Below are 21,738 nucleotides of genomic sequence, written 5' to 3' on the forward strand. Positions count from 1 at the left end.
AAGGTGACGTGACGTGGCGGACGAGCAGAAGCTCCTCGACTACCTCCGGCGGGTGACCGCCGATCTCCAGCAGGCCAGGGAACGGCTGCGCGAGGCTGAGGCCCGCGAACACGAGCCGATCGCGGTGGTCGCCATGAGCTGCCGGTTCCCCGGGGACGTGCACGACCCCGAGGCGCTCTGGCAGCTCGTGGCGGACGGCCGCGACGGTGTGTCGCTGTTCCCCGACGACCGGGGCTGGCAGCTGTCCACCCTGTACGACCCGGATCTGACCCGTCCGGGCACCACGTACACGCGCGAGGGCGGGTTCCTGCACGACGCCGCCGACTTCGACGCCGGATTCTTCGGCATCTCGCCCCGGGAGGCGCTGGCCGCCGACCCGCAGCAGCGCCTGATGCTGGAGGTGGCGCTGGAGGCGTTCGAGCGAGGCGGCATCGACCCGCGCTCGCTGAAGGGCAGCCAGGTGGGCGTCTTCGTCGGCGCCTTCGCCGACGGGTACGGAGGCAGCCTCGGCGCACCCGCCGAAGGAGCGGAGGGCCACCTGCTGACGGGCAACTCCACCGCGGTCATCTCGGGCCGGATCTCGTACGTGTTCGGGCTCAAGGGCCCCGCGGCCACCATCGACACCGCCTGCTCATCGTCGCTGGTGGCGCTGCACTGGGCGTGCGAGTCCCTGCGCAGCGGAGAGAGCACGCTCGCGCTGGCCGGCGGGGTGACCGTCATGCCCACCCCCGACATCTTCGTGGAGTTCAGCCGCCAGCGCGGCCTGGCGCCCGACGGGCGATGCAAGGCCTTCTCCGACGACGCCGACGGCACCGGCTGGGGCGAAGGCGCCGGTCTGTTGCTGCTGGAGCGGTTGTCCGACGCGCGCCGCAACGGTCATCCGGTGCTCGCGGTCGTCCGCGGCTCCGCGATCAACCAGGACGGCGCCAGCAACGGCCTGTCCGCCCCGAACGGGGTGTCCCAGCGGCGGGTCATCCGCCGCGCGCTGGCCGACGCCGGAGTCGCAGCGGCCGACGTGGACCTCGTCGAGGCGCATGGCACCGGCACCACGCTGGGCGATCCGATCGAGGCGCAGGCGTTGCTGGCCACCTACGGCGCCGACCGCCCGGCCGACCGGCCGCTCTGGCTGGGGTCGATCAAGTCCAACATCGGCCACACCCAGTCCGCCGCCGGGGTCGCCGGAGTGATCAAGGCGGTGCTGGCCATGCGGGCAGGTCTCCTGCCTAAGACGTTGCACGTGTCCGAGCCCTCGTCCCACGTGGACTGGTCCGCGGGGAACGTCCGGCTGCTGACCGAAGCCGTCGACTGGCCGGACAGCGGCGGGCCCCGGCGCGCCGGGGTGTCCGCGTTCGGCGTGAGCGGCACGAACGCGCACGTGATCCTCGAACAGGCCCCAACAGACGACACCGCCCCGACCGACCCCACCTCGACCGACCCCACCCCAACCGACGCCGCCCCGGCCGCCCTCGCATCTCCGGCGGACGCGACGGCGGCTGCGGGCGCGGTCGCGTGGACGGTGTCGGCCAAGAGCGCGGCCGCCCTGCGTGCCCAGCTCGACCGGCTCGGCGCCCACGTGGAGCGTCACCCCGGCCAGTCCGCCGCCGACATCGGCTTCTCCCTGGCCACCACCCGTACGGCCTACCGTCATCGCGTCGTAGCAGTGGGCCGGGACCGTGCGGAGCTGCTGGCCGCCGTCCGCGCACTCGCCGCGGGCGAACAGGTCCCCGCCGGGGTCGGCGGGGTTGCCGGAGCGCCGGGTAAGACGGTGTTCGTCTTCCCCGGCCAGGGCTCGCAGTGGACGGGCATGGCCACCGAACTGCTCGACGAGTCGCCGGCCTTCGCCGAGCACTTCGCCGCCTGCGAGCGCGCGCTCCAGCCGTTCGTGGACTGGTCGCCGGCCCAGGTGCTGCGCGGCGAGCCGGGCACGCCGCCGCTGGAGCGGGTGGACGTGGTCCAGCCGCTGCTCTGGGCGGTCATGGTGGCGCTGGCCGGGCTGTGGCGCTCGTACGGCGTGCTTCCCGACGCGGTGATCGGCCACTCCCAGGGCGAGATCGCCGCCGCCACGGTGGCGGGCGGCCTGTCGCTGGAGGACGGCGCCCGCGTGGTCGCCCTGCGCAGCCAGGCCATCGGCGCCGTGCTCGCGGGCCGTGGCGGCATGGCGTCCGTCGGGCTGCCGGTCGAGGAGCTGACCGAGCGCCTTGCCCGGCGTCCGGGTGAGTGCTCCCTGGCCGCGGTCAATGGAGCACGCTCGGCCGTGGTCTCCGGGGCGCCCGGCGCGCTCGGCGACCTGGTCGCGGAGCTAACCGCCGAGGGGATCCGGGCCAAGCTGATACCGGTCGACTACGCCTCACACTCGGCCCAGGTCGACGAGCTGCGCGAGCGCCTGCTGCGCGACCTCGCGCCGATCACCCCGAAAACGGGCGACGTGCCGATGATGTCGACGGTGACCGGTGACTGGATCGGCACCTCCGGGCTCGACGCCGCGTACTGGCACGCCAACCTGCGTCAGACCGTACGGTTCGACGCGGCCGTACACGAGCTGGTCGGGCAGGGACACACGGTCTTCGTCGAGTCCAGCCCGCACCCGGTGCTCACCATGGGCATCCAGGAGACCCTCGACGCGCTCGGCCGGGACGCCGTGGTCATCGGCACGCTCCGCCGTGAGCAGGGCGGGCAGGTCCGCATGCTCACCTCGCTCGCCGAGCTGCACGTACGCGGCGTCGGCGTGGACTGGTCCGCGCTCTACCCCGGCGCCCGCCGGGTGGACCTGCCGACCTACGCCTTCCAGCGGGAGCGCTACTGGCTGGAGTCCGCGCCCGCGATCGCCGCGCCCGCCGACCCGCTCGACGGGCGGTTCTGGGAAGCGGTGGACCGGGGGGAGGTGCCGCGGTTCGCCGAGGTGGACCCGGCCGCCCTGGACGAGGTGTTGCCGGCGTTGTCCGCGTGGCGACGCCGGCTGCGGCAGGCGGCGACGCTGGACTCCTGGCGCTACCAGGTGGCCTGGCGGCCGGTACGGGAGGCGGCCGACGCGACGCTGACCGGAGCCTGGATCGTCGCCCTGCCGGACACCGACGGCGTCGACGCCGCTTCGATCGTCAACGGGCTGGCCAAGGCGGGCGCCCAGGTGGTGCCGCTCCAGGTGCGGGACCACGACCGGGCCGCGCTCGGGCGTACCCTGCGCGACGCGCTCCCCGACGAGCCGGTCACCGGAGTGCTGTCCCTGCTGGCACTCGACGACCGCCCCCACCCGGCCCACCCCGTCCTGTCCCGCGGCTCGGTCATGACCGTCACGCTGGTGCAGGCGCTCGCGGACGCGGAGATCTCCGCGCCGCTGTGGGCGCTCACCTCGGGCGCGGTGGCCGTGGAGCGCGCGGCCGAACTCCAGTCCCCCGCCCAGGCGGTGGCGTGGGGCATCGGCACGGTCCTCGCGCTGGATCATCCCGACACCTGGGGCGGACTGATCGACATGCCCGCCGAACTGGACGAACGCGGCGTCGCCCGCCTCTGCGGCGCGCTGTCCGGGCTGGACAGCGAGGATCAACTGGCGGTACGGGCGGCGGGCGTCTTCGCCCGGCGGATGGAACGCGCGCCGCTCAGCGAGGCGGCACCCGAGACCCCCTGGAGGCCGCACGGCACCGTGCTCATCACCGGCGGCACCGGCGGCGTCGGCGCCAACCTCGCCCGCCGCCTGGCGGCCCGAGGCGCCGAGCACCTCGCGCTGATCAGCCGCCGCGGCCCGGCCGCCCCGGGCGTGGCCGAGCTGGAGGCCGAGCTGACGGCGCTCGGCGCCAAGGTCACCGTCACCGCCTGCGACGTCGGCGACCGCGACGGGCTGCGCCGCGTGCTCGGCTCCCTGCCCGACGGGCACCCGCTGACCGCGATCGTGCACGCGGCCGGGGTCGTGGGCGACGACGTGCCGCTCGCCGACAGCACGCTCGCGGAGTTCGCGGAGACGGTCGAAGGCAAGATCACCGGAGCGCTGCTCCTCGACGAGCTGTCGGCCGGCCACCCGGTGGAGCGATTCGTGCTGTTCTCCTCGGGTTCGGCGGTGTGGGGCCAGGCGGGACAGGCCGCGTACGCGGGAGCCAACGCGTTCCTGGACGCGCTGGCCCACACGCGACGCGCCCGAGGGCTCCCGGCCACCTCGGTCGCCTGGGGCGCGTGGGGCGGCGGCGGCATGGTGGACGAGGAGGTCGGCGCGCGGCTGCGCCGGCTCGGCGTCCGCGTCATGGAGCCCGACGCGGCGGTGAGCGCCCTGGAGCAGGTCCTCGACCACGACGAGTCGCACCGCGTGGTGGCCGACATCGACTGGACCCGCTTCGCCTCCGTGTTCACCCTCGCCAGGCCGCGGCCGCTGCTCCGCGCGCTGCCCGACGTACAGGCGATCCTGGCCGCCGACGGCGAAGCGGCCGGTCAGGACGCGCACGACCCGTCGCTCGCGGCGGAGCTGGCCGGGCTGCCGGCCGACCAGCGGGTCGAGCGGCTGCGTGACCTGGTGCGGGCGCACGCCGCGCGGGCGCTGGGTCATTCCGGGGCCGACTCGATCGCCCCCGACCAGAACTTCCTGGAGGCCGGGTTCGACTCACTGACCTCGGTCGAGCTGCGCAACAGCCTCGCCGCGGCCACCGGGCTGCGCATGCCCGCTACCGTGGTCTTCGACCACCCCAGCCCCGCCGCCCTGGCCCGGCACCTGTCGGAGGAGTTCGGCGGTACGCGGACCGGCGACCCGCACGCGGGCGACAGCCTCAGCGCGTTGTTCGGCGAGGCGGCCCGCACCGGCAAGACGCACCAGGGCCTGGCCGTGCTGCGGGCCGTGGCCGACCTGCGCCCCTCCTTCGACTCGCCCGACGAGCTCGGTGAGATCCCGCCGCCGCTCAAGCTGGCGACCGGTCCCGCCGAGCCCGCGCTGTTCTGCTTCAGCACGCCCATGGCGCTGGGGGGAGCCGCCCAGTTCGCCCGGCTCGCGGCCAACTTCCAGGGGGTGCGCGACCTGCTCGCCCTGCCCGTCCTCGGCTTCGCCCCCGAGGAGAGCCTCCCCGGTACGGCCGACGCCGCGGTGCGCATGTGGGCGCACAGCGTGCTCAACGCGGCGGACGGCAAACCCTTCGCCCTCCTCGGCTACTGCGCCGGCGGGATCTTCGCGCACGCCGCGGCCACCTATCTGGAGGGCATCGGCGTCCACCCGGCCGGGCTGATCCTGCTCGACACCTTCATGCCGGAGGACAAGGTGATCGACGACCTCGGGACGCAGATGGTCGAGGGCATGTTCGACAGGGAAGACGCGTTCGGGCCCTTCACCAACTCCCGCCTGTCGGCGATGGGCCGCTACTACAAGCTGTTCCGCGAATGCGAGCTCGGCGAGGTGGCGGCGCCCATCCTCTTCCTCCATCCGGACACGCCGCTGTCGCAGACCCCCTCGGGGGACTGGCGCGCCACCTGGCACACCGAGCACACCGAGCGGGAGGTGAAGGGCGACCACTTCACGATGCTGGAGGACCAGGCTCCGTCCATGGCGCACGCCATCGAAACCTGGCTCTCCTGACCGGGCTACGTGGCCGGTAGTTCGCTGTACGGGTTGACGCCGTCGTACTGGACCTCCAGGTGACGCGGACCCCGCAGGGTGGAGCTCGGGCGGTAGGGCGGCGGGTCGGTGACCAGGCGGGGGTTCACCAGCCGCCGCGCGAGCTCGCGGAGCGCGATCTGGGCTTCCAGGCGCGCCAGCGGAGCGCCGAAGCAGTGGTGGACGCCACCGCCGAAGCCCAGATGCTGGATGTAGGGACGGTCGGGGTCGAAATGGTCGGGATCGCGCAGGTGCGCGGGGTCGCGGCTGCCCGAGGCGAGCGCGAGGATGATGTGGGCGCCCTTGGGGATGGTGACACCCGCGATGGGGATGTCGTCGAGGGCGACCCGGTTGGGCAGGAAGTGCACCGGCGGCTCGTAGCGCAGCAGCTCCTCGATGGTGTGGATGGCCAGGTCCGGCTCCTTGCGCAGCCGGTCGAGCAGCCACGGATTGCGCAGCATGGTGAGCATGCCGTTGGTGATGAGGTTGACCGTGGTCTCGTGGCCGGCGATCAGCAACAGCGTGCCGGTCGCGATCACCTCGTGCTGCGACATCGTCCCGTCGGGGCCCTCGTCGGTGATCATCCCGGACAGGAGGTTGTCGCCCGGGTTCTCGCGGTGGGCGTCGATCAGCCCGGCCAGGTACTCGCCCAGCGTGAGCAGCACGGCCTGGCGTCTCTTCACCCGCTCCACCAGGTCGTCCTCACCGGGGCCGAGGGCCTCCACGAGCTCGTCCGCCCATTGGTGGAAGCGGGGTTCGTCCTCCAGCGGCACGCCGAGCAGGCGGCAGATCACCGTGACCGGGAACGGGTAGGCGAAATCGTCGACGATATCGGCCTGTTCCCGGTTCCCGAGGCCGTCGATCAACTCCGTCACGATCTGGAGCAGCTCGCCGCGCAGGCTGTCGACCTTGCGCGGCGAATGCGGCGGCCCGAAATGACGCATCGCCAGCCGCCGGAGCCGGTCGTGCTCGGGCGGATCGGTGGAGATGAAGGAGGGCAGCTGCCCCGCGGTGGAGCTGACCCGCGGATCGTGCAGCAGCGCCACGATCTCCTCGTACGTGCTGACGACGTAGCTGCCGTCCTCCTGCCGCGCGACAGGCGTCTTGCGCAGCTCGGCGTACAGCGGGTACGGGTCGGCCCGGTTGGAGTACTGGAGAATCTGCTGGTAGCTGCTTGCCGGCTCCACGAAGTGCCTCCCTGGACGCGTGGGTTCGAGATGGTCTTACCGCTGGGGGCGTACGAGCGTGACGCGGCGTTCGCCCGGATCGTGGCCGGTCACCACCACGGTCGCTCCTTCGGCGGGCTTGATCCGCTCCGGCACTTCGGCCGGAACGGGCCGTGATCCGTCGAGCCGGTCGACCGTACGGAAGTCAGGCGGGAACGGCGCGGCCTGCTCGATCAGGCGCCGGTAGAAGTCCAGCCACATCCCGTGGTCGAAGGTGACCGCGGCGGTGATCCTGCCCCGGTAGCCGTAGACGGCGACGAACCGCCGCTCGGCCAGCGAACCCTGCGCGATCATGAGCTCGTCGGCGAAGCTCGGCACGCCGACCGACTTGATGTTGACGCCGAACTGGTTGGACCAGAAGACCGGCAGTGACAGATGCGGCCAGCGATGCGCCTGGTCGCTGATCATGTTGTGGGCCGCGACCTCGGCTTGGGCGACGGCGTTGCCCCAGTGCTCCAGCGCGAGGAACTGGTAGTGGAAGACCGGGTGCGGGAAGCGGGCCACATCACCGGCGACGAACACGTTGTCGGTGACCACGCCGTTGACGTCGAAGGCCCGGCAGCCCGCGTCGGTGGCGACCCCCCACACCCCGCACGCCAGCCCGGACCCTTCCAGCCATTCGATGTTGCGGACCGCGCCGAGCGCGACCACCGCCACGTCGGCCTCCACGGTGCTGCCGTCGGACAGCCGAGCGCCGCGCAGCCGTCCGTCCGCGTCCCCTTCCAGCTCCGCCACCGTGACCTCGCAGCGCAGGTCGACACCGGCCGCGCGCTGCATGTCCGCCGCGACCGCGCCGATCACGCCGCCCAGCGCGCCGCGCAGCGGAACGGGCCCGTGGTCGACGAGAGTCACCGGCAGGCCCATCTCGCGGCAGACCGACGCCACTTCCGACCCGGTGAATCCGCCCCCGATGATCAGCACCCTGCTGGCGCCGGCGGCCAGCCGCTCCCGCAGGCGTCTGGCCTCGTCGAGCGTGCGCAGGACGTACACACCGTCGAGCGCGGCCTCCGCCTCCTTCGGCCACGGCCGGGCCCGCGCGCCGGTGGCGATCAGGACCTTGTCGAAGCCGATCTCCCCGCCGTCGGCGAGTCGTACTTTCTGGGCGGACAGGTCCAGCCCGGTCGCCCGGGTCTCCGGCAGCCAGGTGACATCGACCTCGCGAAGCTGGGGGAGCAGGGTGCGCTCGGCGGGCACCTTGCCGGTCAGGACCTGCTTGGACAGCGGCGGCCGGTCGTACGGCTGGTACGGCTCGTCCCCGATCAGGGTCAGCGAACCCGTGAAGCCGTCTCTGCGCAGCACTCCGGCGGCCCGCCCGCCGGCCAGGGAGGCGCCGACGATGACGATGCGGCCCTGGCGTTTGAACGCCTCGCCGTCGCCCGTGGGGGAGGGGCCCAGCTCCGGCCGCATGGTTCTGTGCTGGGTGGTCATCCGGTCGAGGTGGATGGCCTGGACCGGGCAGGCCGCCGCCGCCTGGAGCACCCGCTCGCGCTGGTCGTCGTCCGGGCCGGTGTCGTACATGAGCGCTTCCTGGCCGTGCATCGAGAACACGTCCGGCGCCAGGAAGACGCACTGCCCGTAGCCCTGGCAGCGCGTGAGATCAACGACAACTCGCACAATGAACTCCCCGTCGGGCCGGGCGGCCACCTGCCGCCGAGCCGCCCTCACCAGCACGTACCCGACGCAACATGGCTGATATGGCGCTAAGGGTCATTTGTTGGGCAGGTCTGCGGAGATCATCCGGGAATGGGCGACGATCAGGAAGCAGCCCACGATCAGGACCCAGACGGGGAAGAGGATCTCCGACCAGGCGACGTGGCTGACGACCAGGAGGAGCACCAGCCCGACGAGGTAGCCGAGCCAGGACAGCCACCGGGGGAAGATGCCGAGACGCGTCGCGATGGTCGTGGTCGTCAGGGTGAACACCGCGGCCATGCGCGGCGCGTACTCGGTCAGCAGGGCCAGGGTGAGGTGGCGCCCGTAGTGCCAGAAGGCCATGGGCTGCGACGGGTCCCGCATCGTGCCGATCGTGGCCAGAAAGGCGTCCGCCGCCGCGCCGAAGACGAAGAGCGTGGCCACGAACAGCAGGCCGGAGCCGAGGAAGACGGTCGCGAAGAACCGGTCCTCCCTGGCCCCGATGGAGTCGCGTACGGCGCCCATGAACCACAGGAAGAAGATCCCCCCGAACGGCAGCAGGACCAGCGCCACCCGCAGGGCGTGATGGCCGGTGGCGTCGGCGAGATAGGCGGCCGCGCCGATCGGCTGGTCGGGCACCGCCCTGCGCACCAGGATCATGGCGCCGCCCAGCGGCAGGGCGGCGAGGATCCCTGCGGCTCCCGCGGCGCGCGGCGTCCGCAACGCCGCCGGCGATCCGGCAATGCCCTGCATGGAGCCCTTCCTCCCACGACGCCAAAGCCTGTACAGCCTGTACGACGCTACGTGTCCAGCCGATACGCTCGGTAATCATCGTGCGTGGTACGAAGCGGGCGCCTGGCGATGATTAGGTGTGTCCTGTGACCCATGATCGTGATTCCGAGATCGCCGATGTGCTCCGTACGATGGCCGAGAAGATCGCGGCCGGAGCGCCCGCGGGATGGCGGCGGGCCGAGCTGCAGGGGTTCGCGACCGGCCCGGACGGGTCCGGCCACCGCGGACTGAGGGTCGAGCCCGGTGAGGCGGATGACATCGACCTGCACGCGGAGATGTGCGAGATCTATACCCTGGCCGGGGCGAGCGGCGACCACCTCGCCATCGAGCTGGTGGTCGAGGCCAAGGGCCGGTTCGAAGCGGTGGTCAGCGAGTCGCTGGACCGCATGGATCACGGCGAGCACGGCTTCCTGTACGTCCTCGATCGGGGCGTGTTGCCGCCCGAGCCCGCGGAGTTCCAGCGGGGCCGGCCGGATGCCGCCCCGGCGGGCGATCCGAAGGAGGCCGTCGCGCTGCTCGGCGCGTACTTACGCGAGCGTGACCGGGTCCTGGGCGGTCCCGGCACGGACAAGTACGCCCCGCCTCCCGCGCTCCCCGAAGCGCGCCGCGCCTGGCTGGAGGCCCAGCTCCGGGTCCGGTACGGCGTGACGCTCCCCGAGGACCTGCGCGCCCTTTACGCGCTGGTCGACGGTGACGGCGGTGAGGGCCTCCTGGACCGGCACCCCTGGTTCGGCCTCGAACTGCTGGAGGACCAGAGCCGCCCGGAGAACCGCTGGTGGGCGGCCGGTCGTAGCTGGAGCCACCAGCCGTTCATCACCGGCGTGGGCCCCTCGCTGGCGATGCGGCGGGCCTCGGACCACCCGTGCTGGATCCCGTTCGCCACCAGCACCGGGGGCGACTTCCTGGCGGTGGACCTGGCGCCCGGCCCGGACGGGCGGCCGGGCCAGGTCATCCGCATGGGCACGCACCACGACGAAGGCCCTGTCTATGTCGCCGACTCCGTGACCAGCCTGCTGCGGCGGCACGTCACCGCCTTGCAGGCCGGCGCCTACGCGGTCGAGAACGGCGAGTTGTGGATCGACCTCGGTGACATGAAGGAGCCGAACCGGCACGCCCATGAGCAGACCCGTTCACTGACGGTCGCCGGCCCCGACGCGGCCTCCATCCGGGGCTGGGAGCCGCGGATCCAGCGCCTGTCGGTGCTGAACGCCCCCTGGGTCGACTTCGGGCCCGTGCGCGGGGCGCCGGTGCTGTGGCAGGTGAAGGTGGACAACTGCCCGGGCGCGGACCTGACCCCGCTGCGCGACACTCCGGTGGAACTGCTCGACCTGGCCATGGACGGGATCGACCTGGCGCCGCTGGCGGGCCACGCCACGCTGCGGTCGCTGACCCTGCGCACCGAGCGGCCCGTGGACCTGACTCCGCTGCTGTCCTGCCCGCGGTTGTACGCGCTGGACCTGTCCCGCGCCGCCGTCAGCGACCTCGGCGTGCTGAGCGAGCTGAAGGGCCTGCTCTACCTCAACCTGCGCCGGGGGCAGTGGGCGGAGCTGTGGGAGCGGGGCGGTCTCCCGGCGGGGCTGGCGGCGGCCGGGCTCGCCGCCGAGCCGCGCCGGGAGAAGACCTGGTGGTGGTCGGTCGACCGGGCCTACCACGCCCCGGAACCGTCGCTGAAGACGGCGGTCAGATGGGCGAGCGACCTGGCCGGGGAGGCGGCGGACGTACGGGTCTTCACGGGCCGCTTCCCCCGGCGGCGGCGCTGAGACTCGCGCGGGTCAGCCTCGGGTGGAGATCAGCCGCAGGGCGAGGTCGTGCTGCTCCTGTGACGGCGGCCGGGTCCACGTGATCCCGGGGCGTCGCTCGGTGAGCATCCGCGCCAGGGCGGCGGACATGACGTCCACGGGCTGGGCGTGCGGCATGTGCGGGCGAAGCTCCTGGTAATCGGCGAGCACCCGGCTGTAGTCGTACATCAGCGTGTTGGTGAAGCGGCTCTGCTCGCCGTCGGCGCGTTCGAGCCCCGCGACGAACTCGGGCTCCGGCTCCTCGATCACCGCCTTGTAGACGTCGAGGCGGTTGCGGATCTCGCCGGGCGAGGCGTGGCTGTGCGCTTCGTCGTACATTCTCCGCACATGCGCCGGCACCTCGGTGAGCACCGTGAGCATGCCGTAGCCGGCGTCCTCGTTCCCATAGCCGCCGACGCCCCCGTCGACACCCTGTGCGTGCGTGGCCATGCCCATCTCGCGGGTGAAGTCGTACTTGTCCAGGCCGTCGACGGGCTCCTCGATCCACTCGTCGTCGATGTAGAGCACACCGTCGATCTCCGCCTCCGCGGCGCGGCCGATCAGGTGCCGTACGGCGCCCGCCGGATCCGCGAGCGCCCCTGGGCCCATCGCGGCGAACTGCTCGGTGAGGAGGAACAGCGAGACCATCATCTGCGGGTTGTAGACGTGCAGCGCCCCCGCCTCCCGGTGCGGGAAGACGGTCCGCTCCTCGTCATAGGCCTCCAGCCCGGCCATGAACGCCCGCTCCTGCTCCTCGGTGAGGACGAGCTCCCAGGCCCACGTACGCTCGACGTGGAACTTGTAGAAGTCCTCACCCCTGAGCGGGTCGCGGAACTTCCACCACAGCGCGACGCCGACGATCAGCGCGACGATCACGCCCAGTGCGATCAACATCTAGATCCCCCACTTCCTGACATATCCCGTTTCCTGGCGTCAAGCACAGAGCGGGAAGCCTAGCGGTGAGGGTCCGCCGGAGCATCGGAAACGATCAAATGCGGGCCCTAGACCCGGATGACCCGGATGCCGGCGTCCGCGAATCCGGCGGTCAGCTCCGGCGCGGCCGTGGAGTCCGTCACCAGGACGTTGATCCTGCTCAGCGGGCAGACCAGGGCGAACGCCCGGCGGCCCAGCTTCGAGCCTTCGGCCACCACGATCACCTGGCGGGCCTTGGTGGCCATCAGCCGGTTGACGGCGGCCTCGCCCTCGCCATGGGCGCTGGCGCCGTGCTTGACGTCGAGCGCGTCGACGCCCAGCACCACCACGTCGAGCGCGACGTCGGCCAGCATGCCCGTCGCCACCGGGCCCACCAGCTCGTACGACTCGGCGCGGGCGGAGCCGCCCGTGGTGAGCACGTGCAGATGCGGCCGCACGGCCAGCTCGTGGGCGATGTTCAGGGCGTTGGTCACCACGGTGAACGCCGGGCCGCGGCGGCCGGAGGGCGGGTCGGGGCGGTTGGCCAGCACCCTGGCCACCTCCGTCGTCGTGGTGCCGCCGTTGAGCCCGACCGTCGCTCCCACCGGCACCAGGGCCGCCGCCGCGGCGCCGATGCGCTGGTTGTCCGGCGCGTGCTGGGCGACCTTGTAGCGCTGCGGCAGGTCGTACGAGACGCTGTGCGCGATGACGCCGCCTCTGGTCCTGGTCAGCAACTGCTGGTCGGCGAGTTCGTCGAAGTCGCGCCTGATCGTGGCCGCGGACACGCCGAGCTTGCGCGCCGTCTCCGACACGTTCAGGCGGCCGGCCTCGGCGACGAGCTCTAACAGCATGTTCCAGCGTTCGTACCGGTTCACCGTCCAATCATGCCCGAAACCCGGCTGAAGCTCTTATCTGTCGGGTTTATGGGAAAATACTCGCCAAATGCTACGGACATCCACAGTCGTGCTCCCCGTGTCCCCGTTGGGCCCGGAGAACCCGCTGCCGCCGCTGCGCACGCTCCCCGATCCGCGTGGCGGGCTGAAGACGGCCGCCGCCGACGCCGAGATGGCGGCCCAGCTGGCTTACGGGCACGCCGAATCGCTCCTGCCGTACACCTTCCAGGACGGCTACGGCCGCGAGCGGGAGGAGCGGGAGCTGAAGACGGCGGTGCTGGAGAACGAGCTGCTGCGCGCGGAGTTCCTGCTGGAGTACGGCGGGCGGCTGCGCTCGCTGGTGCACCTGCCGACCGGGCGCGAGCTCCTGCACAAGCCGCCCCACCTGCAGCTGGCCAACCTCGGGCTGCGCAACGCGTGGTTCGCGGGGGGAGTGGAGTGGAACCTCGGCACGTTCGGGCACACCGCGCTGGCCTGCGCGCCCGTCCACGCCGTACGGGTGGCGAGGCCCGACGGGGTGCCGGTGCTGCGGATGTACGAGTGGGAACGGATGCGGCGGCTGGTCTACCAGCTCGATGTCCACCTGCCGCCCGGGTCCCCGGTGCTCCTCGTACACATCCGGATTTATAACCCTTCGGCGGTGGATGCCCCGGTCTACTGGTGGTCGAACGCGGCGGTGCCGCAGACGCCGGGCAGCCGGGTCCTGGCGCCGGCACGCCAGGCGTACCACTTCTCCTACGACGGGATGCTGCGCCGGGTGCCGGTGCCGCGCTGGCGCGAGGCCGACCAGTCCTACCCGGCCCGCAACGAGCAGGCCGCCGACTTCTTCTACGAGCTGCTGCGCGGCGAACGCCGCTGGATCGCCGCCCTCGACGCGGACGGCGGCGGGCTCGCGCAGGTCTCCACCGACCTGCTGCGCGGCCGCAAGCACTTCCGCTGGGGCACCGGCGCGGCGGGCCGCAACTGGCAGGACTGGCTGTCCGGCCCCGACCGGCCGTACCTGGAGATCCAGGCGGGCCTGACCCGCACCCAGCTGGAGCACGTACGCCTGCCCGCCCGCTCCGCCCTGTCCTGGACCGAGGCGTACGGCCTGCTCCAGGCCGACCCCGCGCGATCCCACGGCCCCTGGCCCGAGGCGCTCGGCCACGTGAGCCGGGCCGTGGACCGGCTGATCTCCCGCGAGCGCCTCCAGGCCGCGCACGAGCAGGCCGGAGGGCTGGCCTCGGCGGTGCCCGTGGAGGTTCTGCACGTCGGCAGCGGCTGGGGCGCGCTGGAGCGCCGGGCCCTGGCCAAGCGGCGCAGCCGGGCGCTCAACCTGCCCGGTACGCCGTTCGCCGACTGGACGATCGGACGCGACCAGCAGTCGTGGCTCGCCCTGGTGCGCAAGGGCTCGATCCCCACACCCGCCCCCGCCCTGCCGCCATCCTCCTACACCGTCGGCCCCGAGTGGCGCGCGCTGCTGGAGAAGTCGGTCGAGGAGTCGGGCGGCACCTGGTTCACCCTGCTCCACCTGGGCGTGAACCTCTATCACGACGGCGACCACGACGGCGCCCGGGCCGCCTGGGAACGCTCCCTGGCCTGCGTCGAGAACGCGTGGGCCCTGCGCAACCTGGCCGTCCTCGCTCCGTCGCGCGCCGCCGACCTGTACCAGCGGGCGCACGCGCTGTCGCCGCGGCTGCGCCCCCTCACCATCGAGACCCTCGTCGCCCTGCTCGCCGCCGGCCGCCCGGCCGCAGCCCTGGTACTGATCGACAAACTCGGCCCGAAGGACCGCTGGCACGGCCGGATCCGCCTCCTGGAGTGCCGCGCGGCCCTGGACGCGGGCGATGTCGGCCGGGCCGGGCGGGTGCTGGAGACGGGACTGGTGGTGGACGACCTGCGGGAGGGGGAGGACACGCTGGACGAGCTGTGGTGGGACTATCACGAGCGGCTCAATCCGACGGGGCGGGCGCGGGTGCGGGCGGAGAATCCGTTGCCCTGCCGGTATGACTACAGCGTCAAGCAGTATTAGGGCCGAAGACGTCGTCGACGGTCGATGCGGTGACTGCTCGGTCGATCCACTCGTCTATCTGGTCGAGGTCTGTGCAGTGGATGATGTGGTCGTGGGCGTCTTGGGGGACGCTTATGCCACGCGCCTTGAGTATCTTGATCACGGCGATGGCCTCGCCCTCGGCCTTGCCCTCGGCCTTGCCCTCGGCCTTGCCTTCGGCTTTCCCCTTGCCGAAGTGCTCTTTGGCGAAGGGGCTGTATACCGGCCATGCGGTAGACGACATGATCTCCTCCATGATGCGCCGAGCGACGAATGAAGCTAGTCGGTATCCGTATTCATAATACTGCGGAGCGTTACCGTCGGCGAGCTTGCTCACGGCTGCCATGAAGGCCTCCGTCACGGCTCTCCGCTCGCCATGCATCATGACCGACATCGCGGCCAGTTCAATGCAGTCCACGGCCTCGGACGAATCGGTGATCACAGGGATCCGGTCCGGGCCGACGACTCTGGGCTGCAGGACGAAGCCGGGCAGGCTGGTGACGATCGGTTTCGCCGCCCACTCGGCGACGGGGGTGGTGGGGCAGAGGGTGAGCACCACCACCGGGCACTTCAGCCGCAGCCAAAGCGCCGCCGCATAGCGCGCCCAGGTCGTGCGTTTGGGCTCCTCTTTCTTCTGCTGGATCTCGACGATGATGCCGTGGATCGGGTCCTGGCGCGGGCCCACGACGATCACCGTGTCGGGCTGGAGGTCATGGGAAGGGCGGTCGTTGAAGTCGTTCCCGGCGACCTCTATGAGGGTGTCTGTGGGTAGATCGACGCCGAAGGAGTCGCGGAGGATCTCGACGGCCAATGCCGGACGGTTGCGAAAGAGCGCGTTAAGTGTGTCATGCACGGGGGAAGGCATGTCACGGAACGTTACTAGTTATTTACTCTGCGTGGCGGATCTTCGATCAACTCCGTCGTGAAGGGCTTGATGGATCGGGCCGCGGCTGCTCAGCCTGCCCAGATGAGGGTGGTCAGCGGTCGACGATCTCGTTCTTGCCGATGACCACGATCCCGCCTCTGGTCAGCGCGAAGCGGGTGCGGTCGTAGTCCAGGTCGAAGCCGATCCGCGCCCCGTCGGGGATCACCACGTTCTTGTCGATGATCGCCTTGCGGACGATCGCGCCCCTGCCGACCTTGACGTTGTCCATCAGCACCGAGTCCTCGACCAGCGAGTGCGAGTGCAGCACGACCCTGGGCGACAGGATCGACCTGTTCGCCGTGCCGCCGGACACGATGACGCCCGGGGACACGAGCGAGTCGATCGCCCGGCCCACCCGGTCGCCGTCGTTGTGCACGAACTTGGCCGGCGGCAGCGGGTCGTGGCCGGTGTGGATCGGCCACTTGTCGTTGTAGAGGTTGAAGATCGGGTGCGCCGAGATGAGGTCCATGTGCGCCTCGTAGTAGGCGTCGAGCGTGCCCACGTCGCGCCAGTAGCCGCGGTCGCGCTCGCTCGAACCCGGCACCACGTTGTTCGCGAAGTCGTAGACGTCCGCGCCGCCGGACTTGACGAGCATCGGGATGATGTTGCCGCCCAGGTCGTGCTTGCTCGTGGGGTCGAGGGCGTCCTCCCGCAGCGCGTCGATCATCGCCTGGGTCTTGAAGACGTAGTTGCCCATCGAGGCGTACACCTCGTCGGGGGAGTCGGCGAGCCCCACCGCGTCCTTCGGCTTCTCCCGGAACGCGACGATCCGCCGTCCCTGCGGATCGGTCTCGATGACGCCGAACTGGTCGGCCAGCGACAGCGGCTGCCGGATCGCCGCCACCGTCACGTCCGCGCCGGAGTCCTCGTGCTGCTCGACCATCTGCCGCGGGTCCATACGGTAGATGTGGTCGGCGCCGAACACGATCACATGCTCGGGCATCTCGTCGTAGATCAGGTTCAGGTTCTGGAACAGCGCGTCGGCCGAGCCGGAGAACCACCGCGGGCCGAGCCGCTGCTGGGCGGGCACCGGGGTCACGTAGTTGCCGAGCATCGCCGTCAGCCGCCACGTGCGCGAGATATGGCGGTCGAGACTGTGATTCTTGTACTGGGTCAGTACGACGATCTGCAGGTATCCGCCGTTGGCGAGGTTGGACAGCACGAAGTCGATGAGCCGATACATTCCGCCGAACGGAACGGCCGGTTTGGCGCGATCCGCCGTGAGCGGCATGAGCCGCTTTCCCTCTCCACCTGCCAGTACGACCGCAAGAACCCTCCTGGACCTCATATCCGTGACGCTACCCTCAAAATGCCGATCTATCGACGAAACGCCCACCGAACGTAGTTCGTGCCTGGGGCTCACGGAAGATGGCGTCCCACAGCCCGCCGCTACGGCTTGTCTGGCTGTGCCCGGCGGCCCGATGGATCGTAAGGTCGTGTCATGCGCGTTGATCTGCTCACCCGGGAGTACCCGCCGGATGTGTACGGCGGTGCCGGGGTGCACATGGAATATCTGGCCAGAGAGCTGCGGCGGCTGGCCGACGTCCGGGTGCGGTGTTTCGGGGCCGCACGGGACGAGCCGGGTGTCTCCGCCTACCAGGTGCCCGCCGGGCTCGCCGACGCCAACGCGGCCCTGCAGGTGCTCGGGGTGGATCTGGAGATGGCCGCCGCGTGCGCGGGCGCCGGGGTGGTCCACTCCCACACCTGGTACGCGAACTTCGCCGGGCACGTCGCCAAGATGCTGCACGGCATCCCGCACGTCGTCACCACCCACAGCCTCGAACCGCTCCGGCCATGGAAGGCCGAGCAGCTGGGCGGCGGCTACACCGTCTCCTCCTGGGCGGAGCGGACCGCACTGGCCGGTGCCGACGCGGTCATCGCGGTCTCGGAGGGGATGCGGCGCGACGTACTCCTCGCCTATCCCGAGATCCCGCACGAGCGGGTGAGCGTCATCCACAACGGCATCGACACCGCCCAATACGCCCCTGATCGCAACGACGACGTGCTGAAGAAGCACGGCGTCGACCCGGCGCGCCCGTACGTCATCTTCGTCGGGCGCATCACCCGTCAGAAGGGGCTGGTTCACCTCCTGCACGCGGCGCGGACCTTCGACGCCGGCGCGCAGATCGTGCTCTGCGCGGGCGCGCCCGACACGCCGGAGATCGAGGCCGAGGTGACGAGCCTGGTGCGGGAGCTGGGCCGGGAGCGCGACGGGGTGATCTGGATCTCCGAGATGTTGCCCAAGCCGGAGGTGATCCAGCTGCTCACGCACGCGTCGGTGTTCGTGTGCCCGTCGGTGTACGAGCCGATGGGGATTGTGAACCTGGAGGCGATGGCCTGCGAGACGGCCGTGGTGGCGACGGCGACCGGCGGCATTCCCGAGGTGGTGGCCGGCGGGGAGACCGGGCTGCTGGTGCCGATCGACCAGGGGATCGACGGGACGCCGCACGATCCGGAGCGGTTCGCCGCCGACTTCGCCGAGCGGGTCAACGCGCTGCTGGGGGATCCGGCGCGGGCCGCGGCGATGGGGGTGGCCGGGCGGGCCAGGGCCGTCGAGCACTTCTCGTGGGAACGCATCGCGCACCGGACCATGGAGCTCTACACCTCACTGACCTGAGGACTCAGCCGAGGCTGGTCCGCCAGAGTATGGCGCGGGTCAGGTCCTTCTCGGGGTTGGAGGAGCCGGCCGCGTAGACCTGGCTCGTGCCGGGGCGCTGGGCGAGGGCGTCGATCGTGCCGTCTACGGTCTGCGACGTCCAGCGTTCGCGGCTGAAGTGCAGCAGCCGCGACCCCGTCGAGTCGAGCACCCACATCCCGTCCCGGCCGTCCGGCTCGGCCTGGGTGAACGTCGGCCCCAGCGCGCCCCACCGGCACCGCCACTCGCCGCCGTCCCAGTGCAGGGCGACCGGCCGGGCGCGCTCCAGCGGCTCGTTGTCCTTGGTGAACTCGCCGGGCACCAGCCATGACACCCCGCCGACCACCCACACGTCGGCCGGGCCGAGCACCACGACGTCGTTGAGCCGGACGCGCGGGGACTCCGCCTTGTCCGGCGGCCCGAGCGTGGGCAGGTCGATCCGCTGCCACGCCTCGCCGTCCCAGCGGGCGGCCGGTCCCTGGTCGATCAGCGGACCGCTGACCGTCCACACGTCGCCGCCGCGCTTGCCGCCGCCGCTGTTCCCCGAACCGCCGCCGCTTCCGCTGCCGCCGCCCACCGCGCCGGCCGGGGCCGGGAGGTCGTGGTGCTGCCAGGTCGAGCCGGTCCACCACAGCGCCGACGTGCCGCTGACCGCCCACGCGCCGCGCGCCGCGGTGCCGCCCGCGCCGAAGGTGTCTCCGAGCCGGCCGGTGAGCCGCCGCGCCGCCCACGTGTCGTTCTGGAACGCGCCGACGAGCCCGGTTCTGCCGTCCGCCAGGCCGAACACCCACGCGTTGGCGGCCGAGGTCGCGCTGAGCGCGGTCACCTGAACACTCGGCAGCGGGTACGACGTCCACCCCTTGCCGTCCCACCGCCGCAGGCCCGCGAAGGCCGTCTCCACGGCCTCGGCCGTCAAGCGCTGGGTGAGGTGGGTGGCCCAGACGGCGCCGTCGCGGCCCACGGCGAGGTCGTGCAGCTTGCCGTACCCCTCGTCGGTGGACACGACACGCCAGCCGGAGGCGGCCTTCGTGGCGCGGATGTCGTCGGTGGCCGCCGGTGGCTGGGCGCAGGCGGCGGGCTTGGCGGGGAGCGCGGGCCGCCCGCCCCCGAGCACCGGCACCGGCGAGATCGACGTGCTGGGAGCCGAGGTACTCGGGGTCGCCGTGCCGGGACGCGTGGTGGTGGCGGCGCCCGTGCCCGGCGCCTCGGTCGCCGTCGGCGGGGTGGAGGTGCAGGCGGCGACCGCCAGCACTGCCAGGCCCGCCGTACAGAAGCGGGCGACTCGGCTCACCCAGCCGGCTGTACAGACGCGTGCGACTCGGCTCACCCAGCCCGCCCCCTTCGCGTGACCCCGTGATTTCCGCAGGATAGGTCAGTCCGGGCCGCCGCGCCCCTTACGGAATCGGTTACGTTCGCGATATGTGATGCAAGATCACGTTATGTACGTGGTGCGCCTTGTTGTCGCCGCGGAAGTCGACTTCGTACGTGTGCGTCCCGACGTGAATGGCGATCGCGCCCGAGGAGAAGAACCCGCCGGCGAACGACTTGTTGCTCACCACGCTCACCGCGGAGATCTTGCTGTAGGGGATGCTGGTGATCGCGACGCGCTTGCCGACGAACGACTTGTCCTGCACGATGACCCGCCGATCGGTCAGCCCGAGGAACCCCGTCCCGGCGCCGATGGCGTCGTACACCGCGATGATCTGCTCGCCCGGCATCAGCCCGCTCTCTATCTGCTTGAGCTGTTCTTTCCTGTCATAGGGGATGTCAGCCATGTCTGGGCAACGAACAGGGCAAGCGGCAGCGTTCCGCAAGCGCCGATTGGGTCTTGTAGCCGATGGGGTTCTGGATCACCCTGAACGCACAGGAGGCCTGACATGTCGCATCCACTCGGAGTAAGCCGCCCAGATCTCAACGTCACAGACCTTCCGACGCCGGAAGAGGTGTTCAAGGTCTCCAGGATCGGCCCGAAAGAGCTGGTCAAGTACGCGATCGGGCCCAGCCTGATCGCCCTCGGCATCTCGATAGGAAGCGGCGAGTGGTTGCTTGGGCCGCTGAACGTGGGGCAGTACGGCTTCGTCGGCGTCGGCTGGGTGATTCTGGTCTCCGCCCTCCTCCAGACGTTCTACAACGTCGAGTGCTCCCGCTACGTCCTCGCCACCGGGGAGACCCCGGTGGTCGGCTGGGGCCGGGTGCCGCCGGGCTGGAAGCTGTGGGTCCCGCTGTCCGTACTCGTGGTGATCTTCGCCTTCATCGCGGGAGGGTGGGCCGCCTCGGCAGGCCAGGGCGTCTACGCGCTCGTCCACGGCGTGGTCGCGCCCGCGGACGCCGAGGAGCCGCGGTTATGGGCCATCGCGCTGCTGGTGCTGGTCTTCCTGATCACCGCGTTCGCCAAGCGGATCAGCCGGGCGCTGGAGCTGGCCAACTGGGTGATGGTCGGCACCATCCTCGTCGCCCTGCTCGCCGTCGACCTGCTCATCGTGCCATGGAGCCAGTGGTGGGAGGGCATCCGTGGCTTCGTCACCCCGGCCGCGCCGCCCGCGGGCATCACCGCGACCCAGCTCGGCGGCCTGGCCGGCTTCACCGCCCTGGCCTCCGGCCTGAACTGGTACGTGATGGGCCACTACCGCGACAAGGGCTACGGCATGGGCTATCGCGCGGGGTTCCTGTCGGGGATGCGCGGCGAGCGGCGCGAGATCCTGGCCAGCGGCGTCACCTTCCCCGACGACGACCTCAACCGGGGGCTGTGGCGCAGGTGGTACCGGCTGCTGCTCACCGACATGTGGGGCGTCTTCTTCGTCGGCGCCATCCTCGGCATGCTGCTGCCGACACTGCTCATGTCGCAGGCGGTCACCTTGTCGGGCCAGAAGCCGACGCGGGCGGACGTGCCGACGTTCGTGGCGGGGGTGCTCGGCGACGAGTACGGCCGGGCGCTGTTCTACGTGGCGCTGGTGCTGGGAGTGCTGATCCTGTTCTCCACCCAGCTGGGCATCTTCGAGGCCATGGTCCGGGTGACCACGGACGCGGCGCACGCCACCAGCCCCCGGCTGCGCGGGCTGATCGAGGGCGACCCGCGCCGCTTCTACTACCCGTTCATGATCGTGCTGTTAGTGATCATCTCGGTCATCATCCACTTCTCGCTGCCGGTCGGGCTGGTGGAGTGGTCGGCCAACATGTCGAACCTGGGCGCGCTCATCTACCCGTTCCTGCTGATGTACCTGAACAGCAGGCTGCCCCGCCCCGCCCGCCCCCGGCCGTGGCACTACGTGATCCTGATCCTGAACTTCCTGTTCTTCGGCTTCTTCTTCGTCAACTTCATCGCCGACTTCATCGGCGATCCGCTCGTCACGTTCTAG

The 21,738-nt window shown here is 71.2% G+C and carries 14 protein-coding genes; 5 read left to right on the forward strand and 9 right to left on the reverse strand.

Going from position 1 to position 21,738, the window contains the following annotated elements:
* Positions 1-13: 13 nt before the first annotated feature.
* Positions 14-5,542: a type I polyketide synthase gene (locus AB0L53_RS29790; RefSeq protein WP_364000580.1), complete on the forward strand. Its 5,529-nt coding sequence runs from the start codon at positions 14-16 to the stop codon at positions 5,540-5,542.
* A gap of 5 nt (positions 5,543-5,547) precedes the next feature.
* On the opposite strand, the gene AB0L53_RS29795 is transcribed toward AB0L53_RS29790, so the two are convergent.
* From AB0L53_RS29795 to AB0L53_RS29805, 3 genes are all read right to left on the reverse strand, one after another.
* On the reverse strand, positions 5,548-6,747 hold the full coding sequence (locus tag AB0L53_RS29795; protein WP_364000583.1) for a cytochrome P450: 1,200 nt from the start codon (positions 6,745-6,747) through the stop codon (positions 5,548-5,550).
* Positions 6,748-6,783: 36 nt separating this feature from the next.
* On the reverse strand, positions 6,784-8,400 hold the full coding sequence (locus AB0L53_RS29800) for an FAD-dependent oxidoreductase (protein ID WP_364000585.1): 1,617 nt from the start codon (positions 8,398-8,400) through the stop codon (positions 6,784-6,786).
* A 93-nt stretch (positions 8,401-8,493) separates the two neighbouring features.
* Positions 8,494-9,171: a hypothetical protein gene (locus tag AB0L53_RS29805; protein ID WP_364000588.1), complete on the reverse strand. Its 678-nt coding sequence runs from the start codon at positions 9,169-9,171 to the stop codon at positions 8,494-8,496.
* A 125-nt stretch (positions 9,172-9,296) separates the two neighbouring features.
* On the opposite strand from AB0L53_RS29805, the gene AB0L53_RS29810 reads away from it, so the two are divergent.
* Positions 9,297-10,970, forward strand: a complete 1,674-nt coding sequence (locus AB0L53_RS29810; RefSeq protein ID WP_364000590.1) for an SMI1/KNR4 family protein — start codon at positions 9,297-9,299, stop codon at positions 10,968-10,970.
* 12 nt (positions 10,971-10,982) lie between these two features.
* On the opposite strand, the gene AB0L53_RS29815 is transcribed toward AB0L53_RS29810, so the two are convergent.
* Positions 10,983-11,882 (reverse strand): hypothetical protein, encoded by a 900-nt coding sequence (locus AB0L53_RS29815; protein WP_364000593.1) that lies wholly within the window; start codon positions 11,880-11,882, stop codon positions 10,983-10,985.
* Positions 11,883-11,989: 107 nt separating this feature from the next.
* Positions 11,990-12,775 carry a DeoR/GlpR family DNA-binding transcription regulator gene (locus AB0L53_RS29820; RefSeq protein ID WP_364000596.1) on the reverse strand — a complete coding sequence of 262 codons (786 nt, stop codon included), beginning with the start codon at positions 12,773-12,775 and terminating at the stop codon, positions 11,990-11,992.
* A gap of 97 nt (positions 12,776-12,872) precedes the next feature.
* Between AB0L53_RS29820 and AB0L53_RS29825 the strand changes: the two genes are divergently transcribed.
* Positions 12,873-14,804, forward strand: coding sequence for a DUF5107 domain-containing protein (locus tag AB0L53_RS29825; protein ID WP_364000599.1), 1,932 nt, complete (start codon positions 12,873-12,875; stop codon positions 14,802-14,804).
* Here the strand turns inward: AB0L53_RS29825 and AB0L53_RS29830 are convergent.
* Together AB0L53_RS29830 and glgC are read right to left on the reverse strand one after the other, a co-directional pair.
* Positions 14,791-15,687, reverse strand: coding sequence for a hypothetical protein (locus AB0L53_RS29830; protein ID WP_364000602.1), 897 nt, complete (start codon positions 15,685-15,687; stop codon positions 14,791-14,793). The genes AB0L53_RS29825 and AB0L53_RS29830 overlap by 14 nt on opposite strands.
* Positions 15,688-15,799: 112 nt before the next feature.
* A complete protein-coding gene (gene glgC, locus AB0L53_RS29835; RefSeq protein WP_364000604.1) occupies positions 15,800-17,035 on the reverse strand; it encodes a glucose-1-phosphate adenylyltransferase in 1,236 nt (411 codons plus the stop codon).
* Positions 17,036-17,188: 153 nt separating this feature from the next.
* Between glgC and glgA the strand changes: the two genes are divergently transcribed.
* Positions 17,189-18,364: a glycogen synthase gene (gene glgA, locus AB0L53_RS29840; RefSeq protein WP_364000607.1), complete on the forward strand. Its 1,176-nt coding sequence runs from the start codon at positions 17,189-17,191 to the stop codon at positions 18,362-18,364.
* A gap of 4 nt (positions 18,365-18,368) precedes the next feature.
* Here the strand turns inward: glgA and AB0L53_RS29845 are convergent, their stop codons facing one another.
* Together AB0L53_RS29845 and AB0L53_RS29850 are read right to left on the reverse strand one after the other, a co-directional pair.
* The gene (locus AB0L53_RS29845) at positions 18,369-19,673 is read right to left on the reverse strand and encodes a hypothetical protein (protein WP_364000610.1); all 1,305 of its coding nucleotides are present in this window, start codon (positions 19,671-19,673) and stop codon (positions 18,369-18,371) included.
* Positions 19,674-19,788: 115 nt separating this feature from the next.
* Positions 19,789-20,157 carry a PH domain-containing protein gene (locus tag AB0L53_RS29850; protein WP_214638874.1) on the reverse strand — a complete coding sequence of 123 codons (369 nt, stop codon included), beginning with the start codon at positions 20,155-20,157 and terminating at the stop codon, positions 19,789-19,791.
* A 102-nt stretch (positions 20,158-20,259) separates the two neighbouring features.
* Between AB0L53_RS29850 and AB0L53_RS29855 the strand changes: the two genes are divergently transcribed.
* A complete protein-coding gene (locus tag AB0L53_RS29855; RefSeq protein ID WP_364000613.1) occupies positions 20,260-21,738 on the forward strand; it encodes an Nramp family divalent metal transporter in 1,479 nt (492 codons plus the stop codon).

It is taken from the genome of Nonomuraea sp. NPDC052129 (genome assembly GCF_040680095.1).
In the GTDB taxonomy this organism is placed as follows: domain Bacteria; phylum Actinomycetota; class Actinomycetes; order Streptosporangiales; family Streptosporangiaceae; genus Nonomuraea.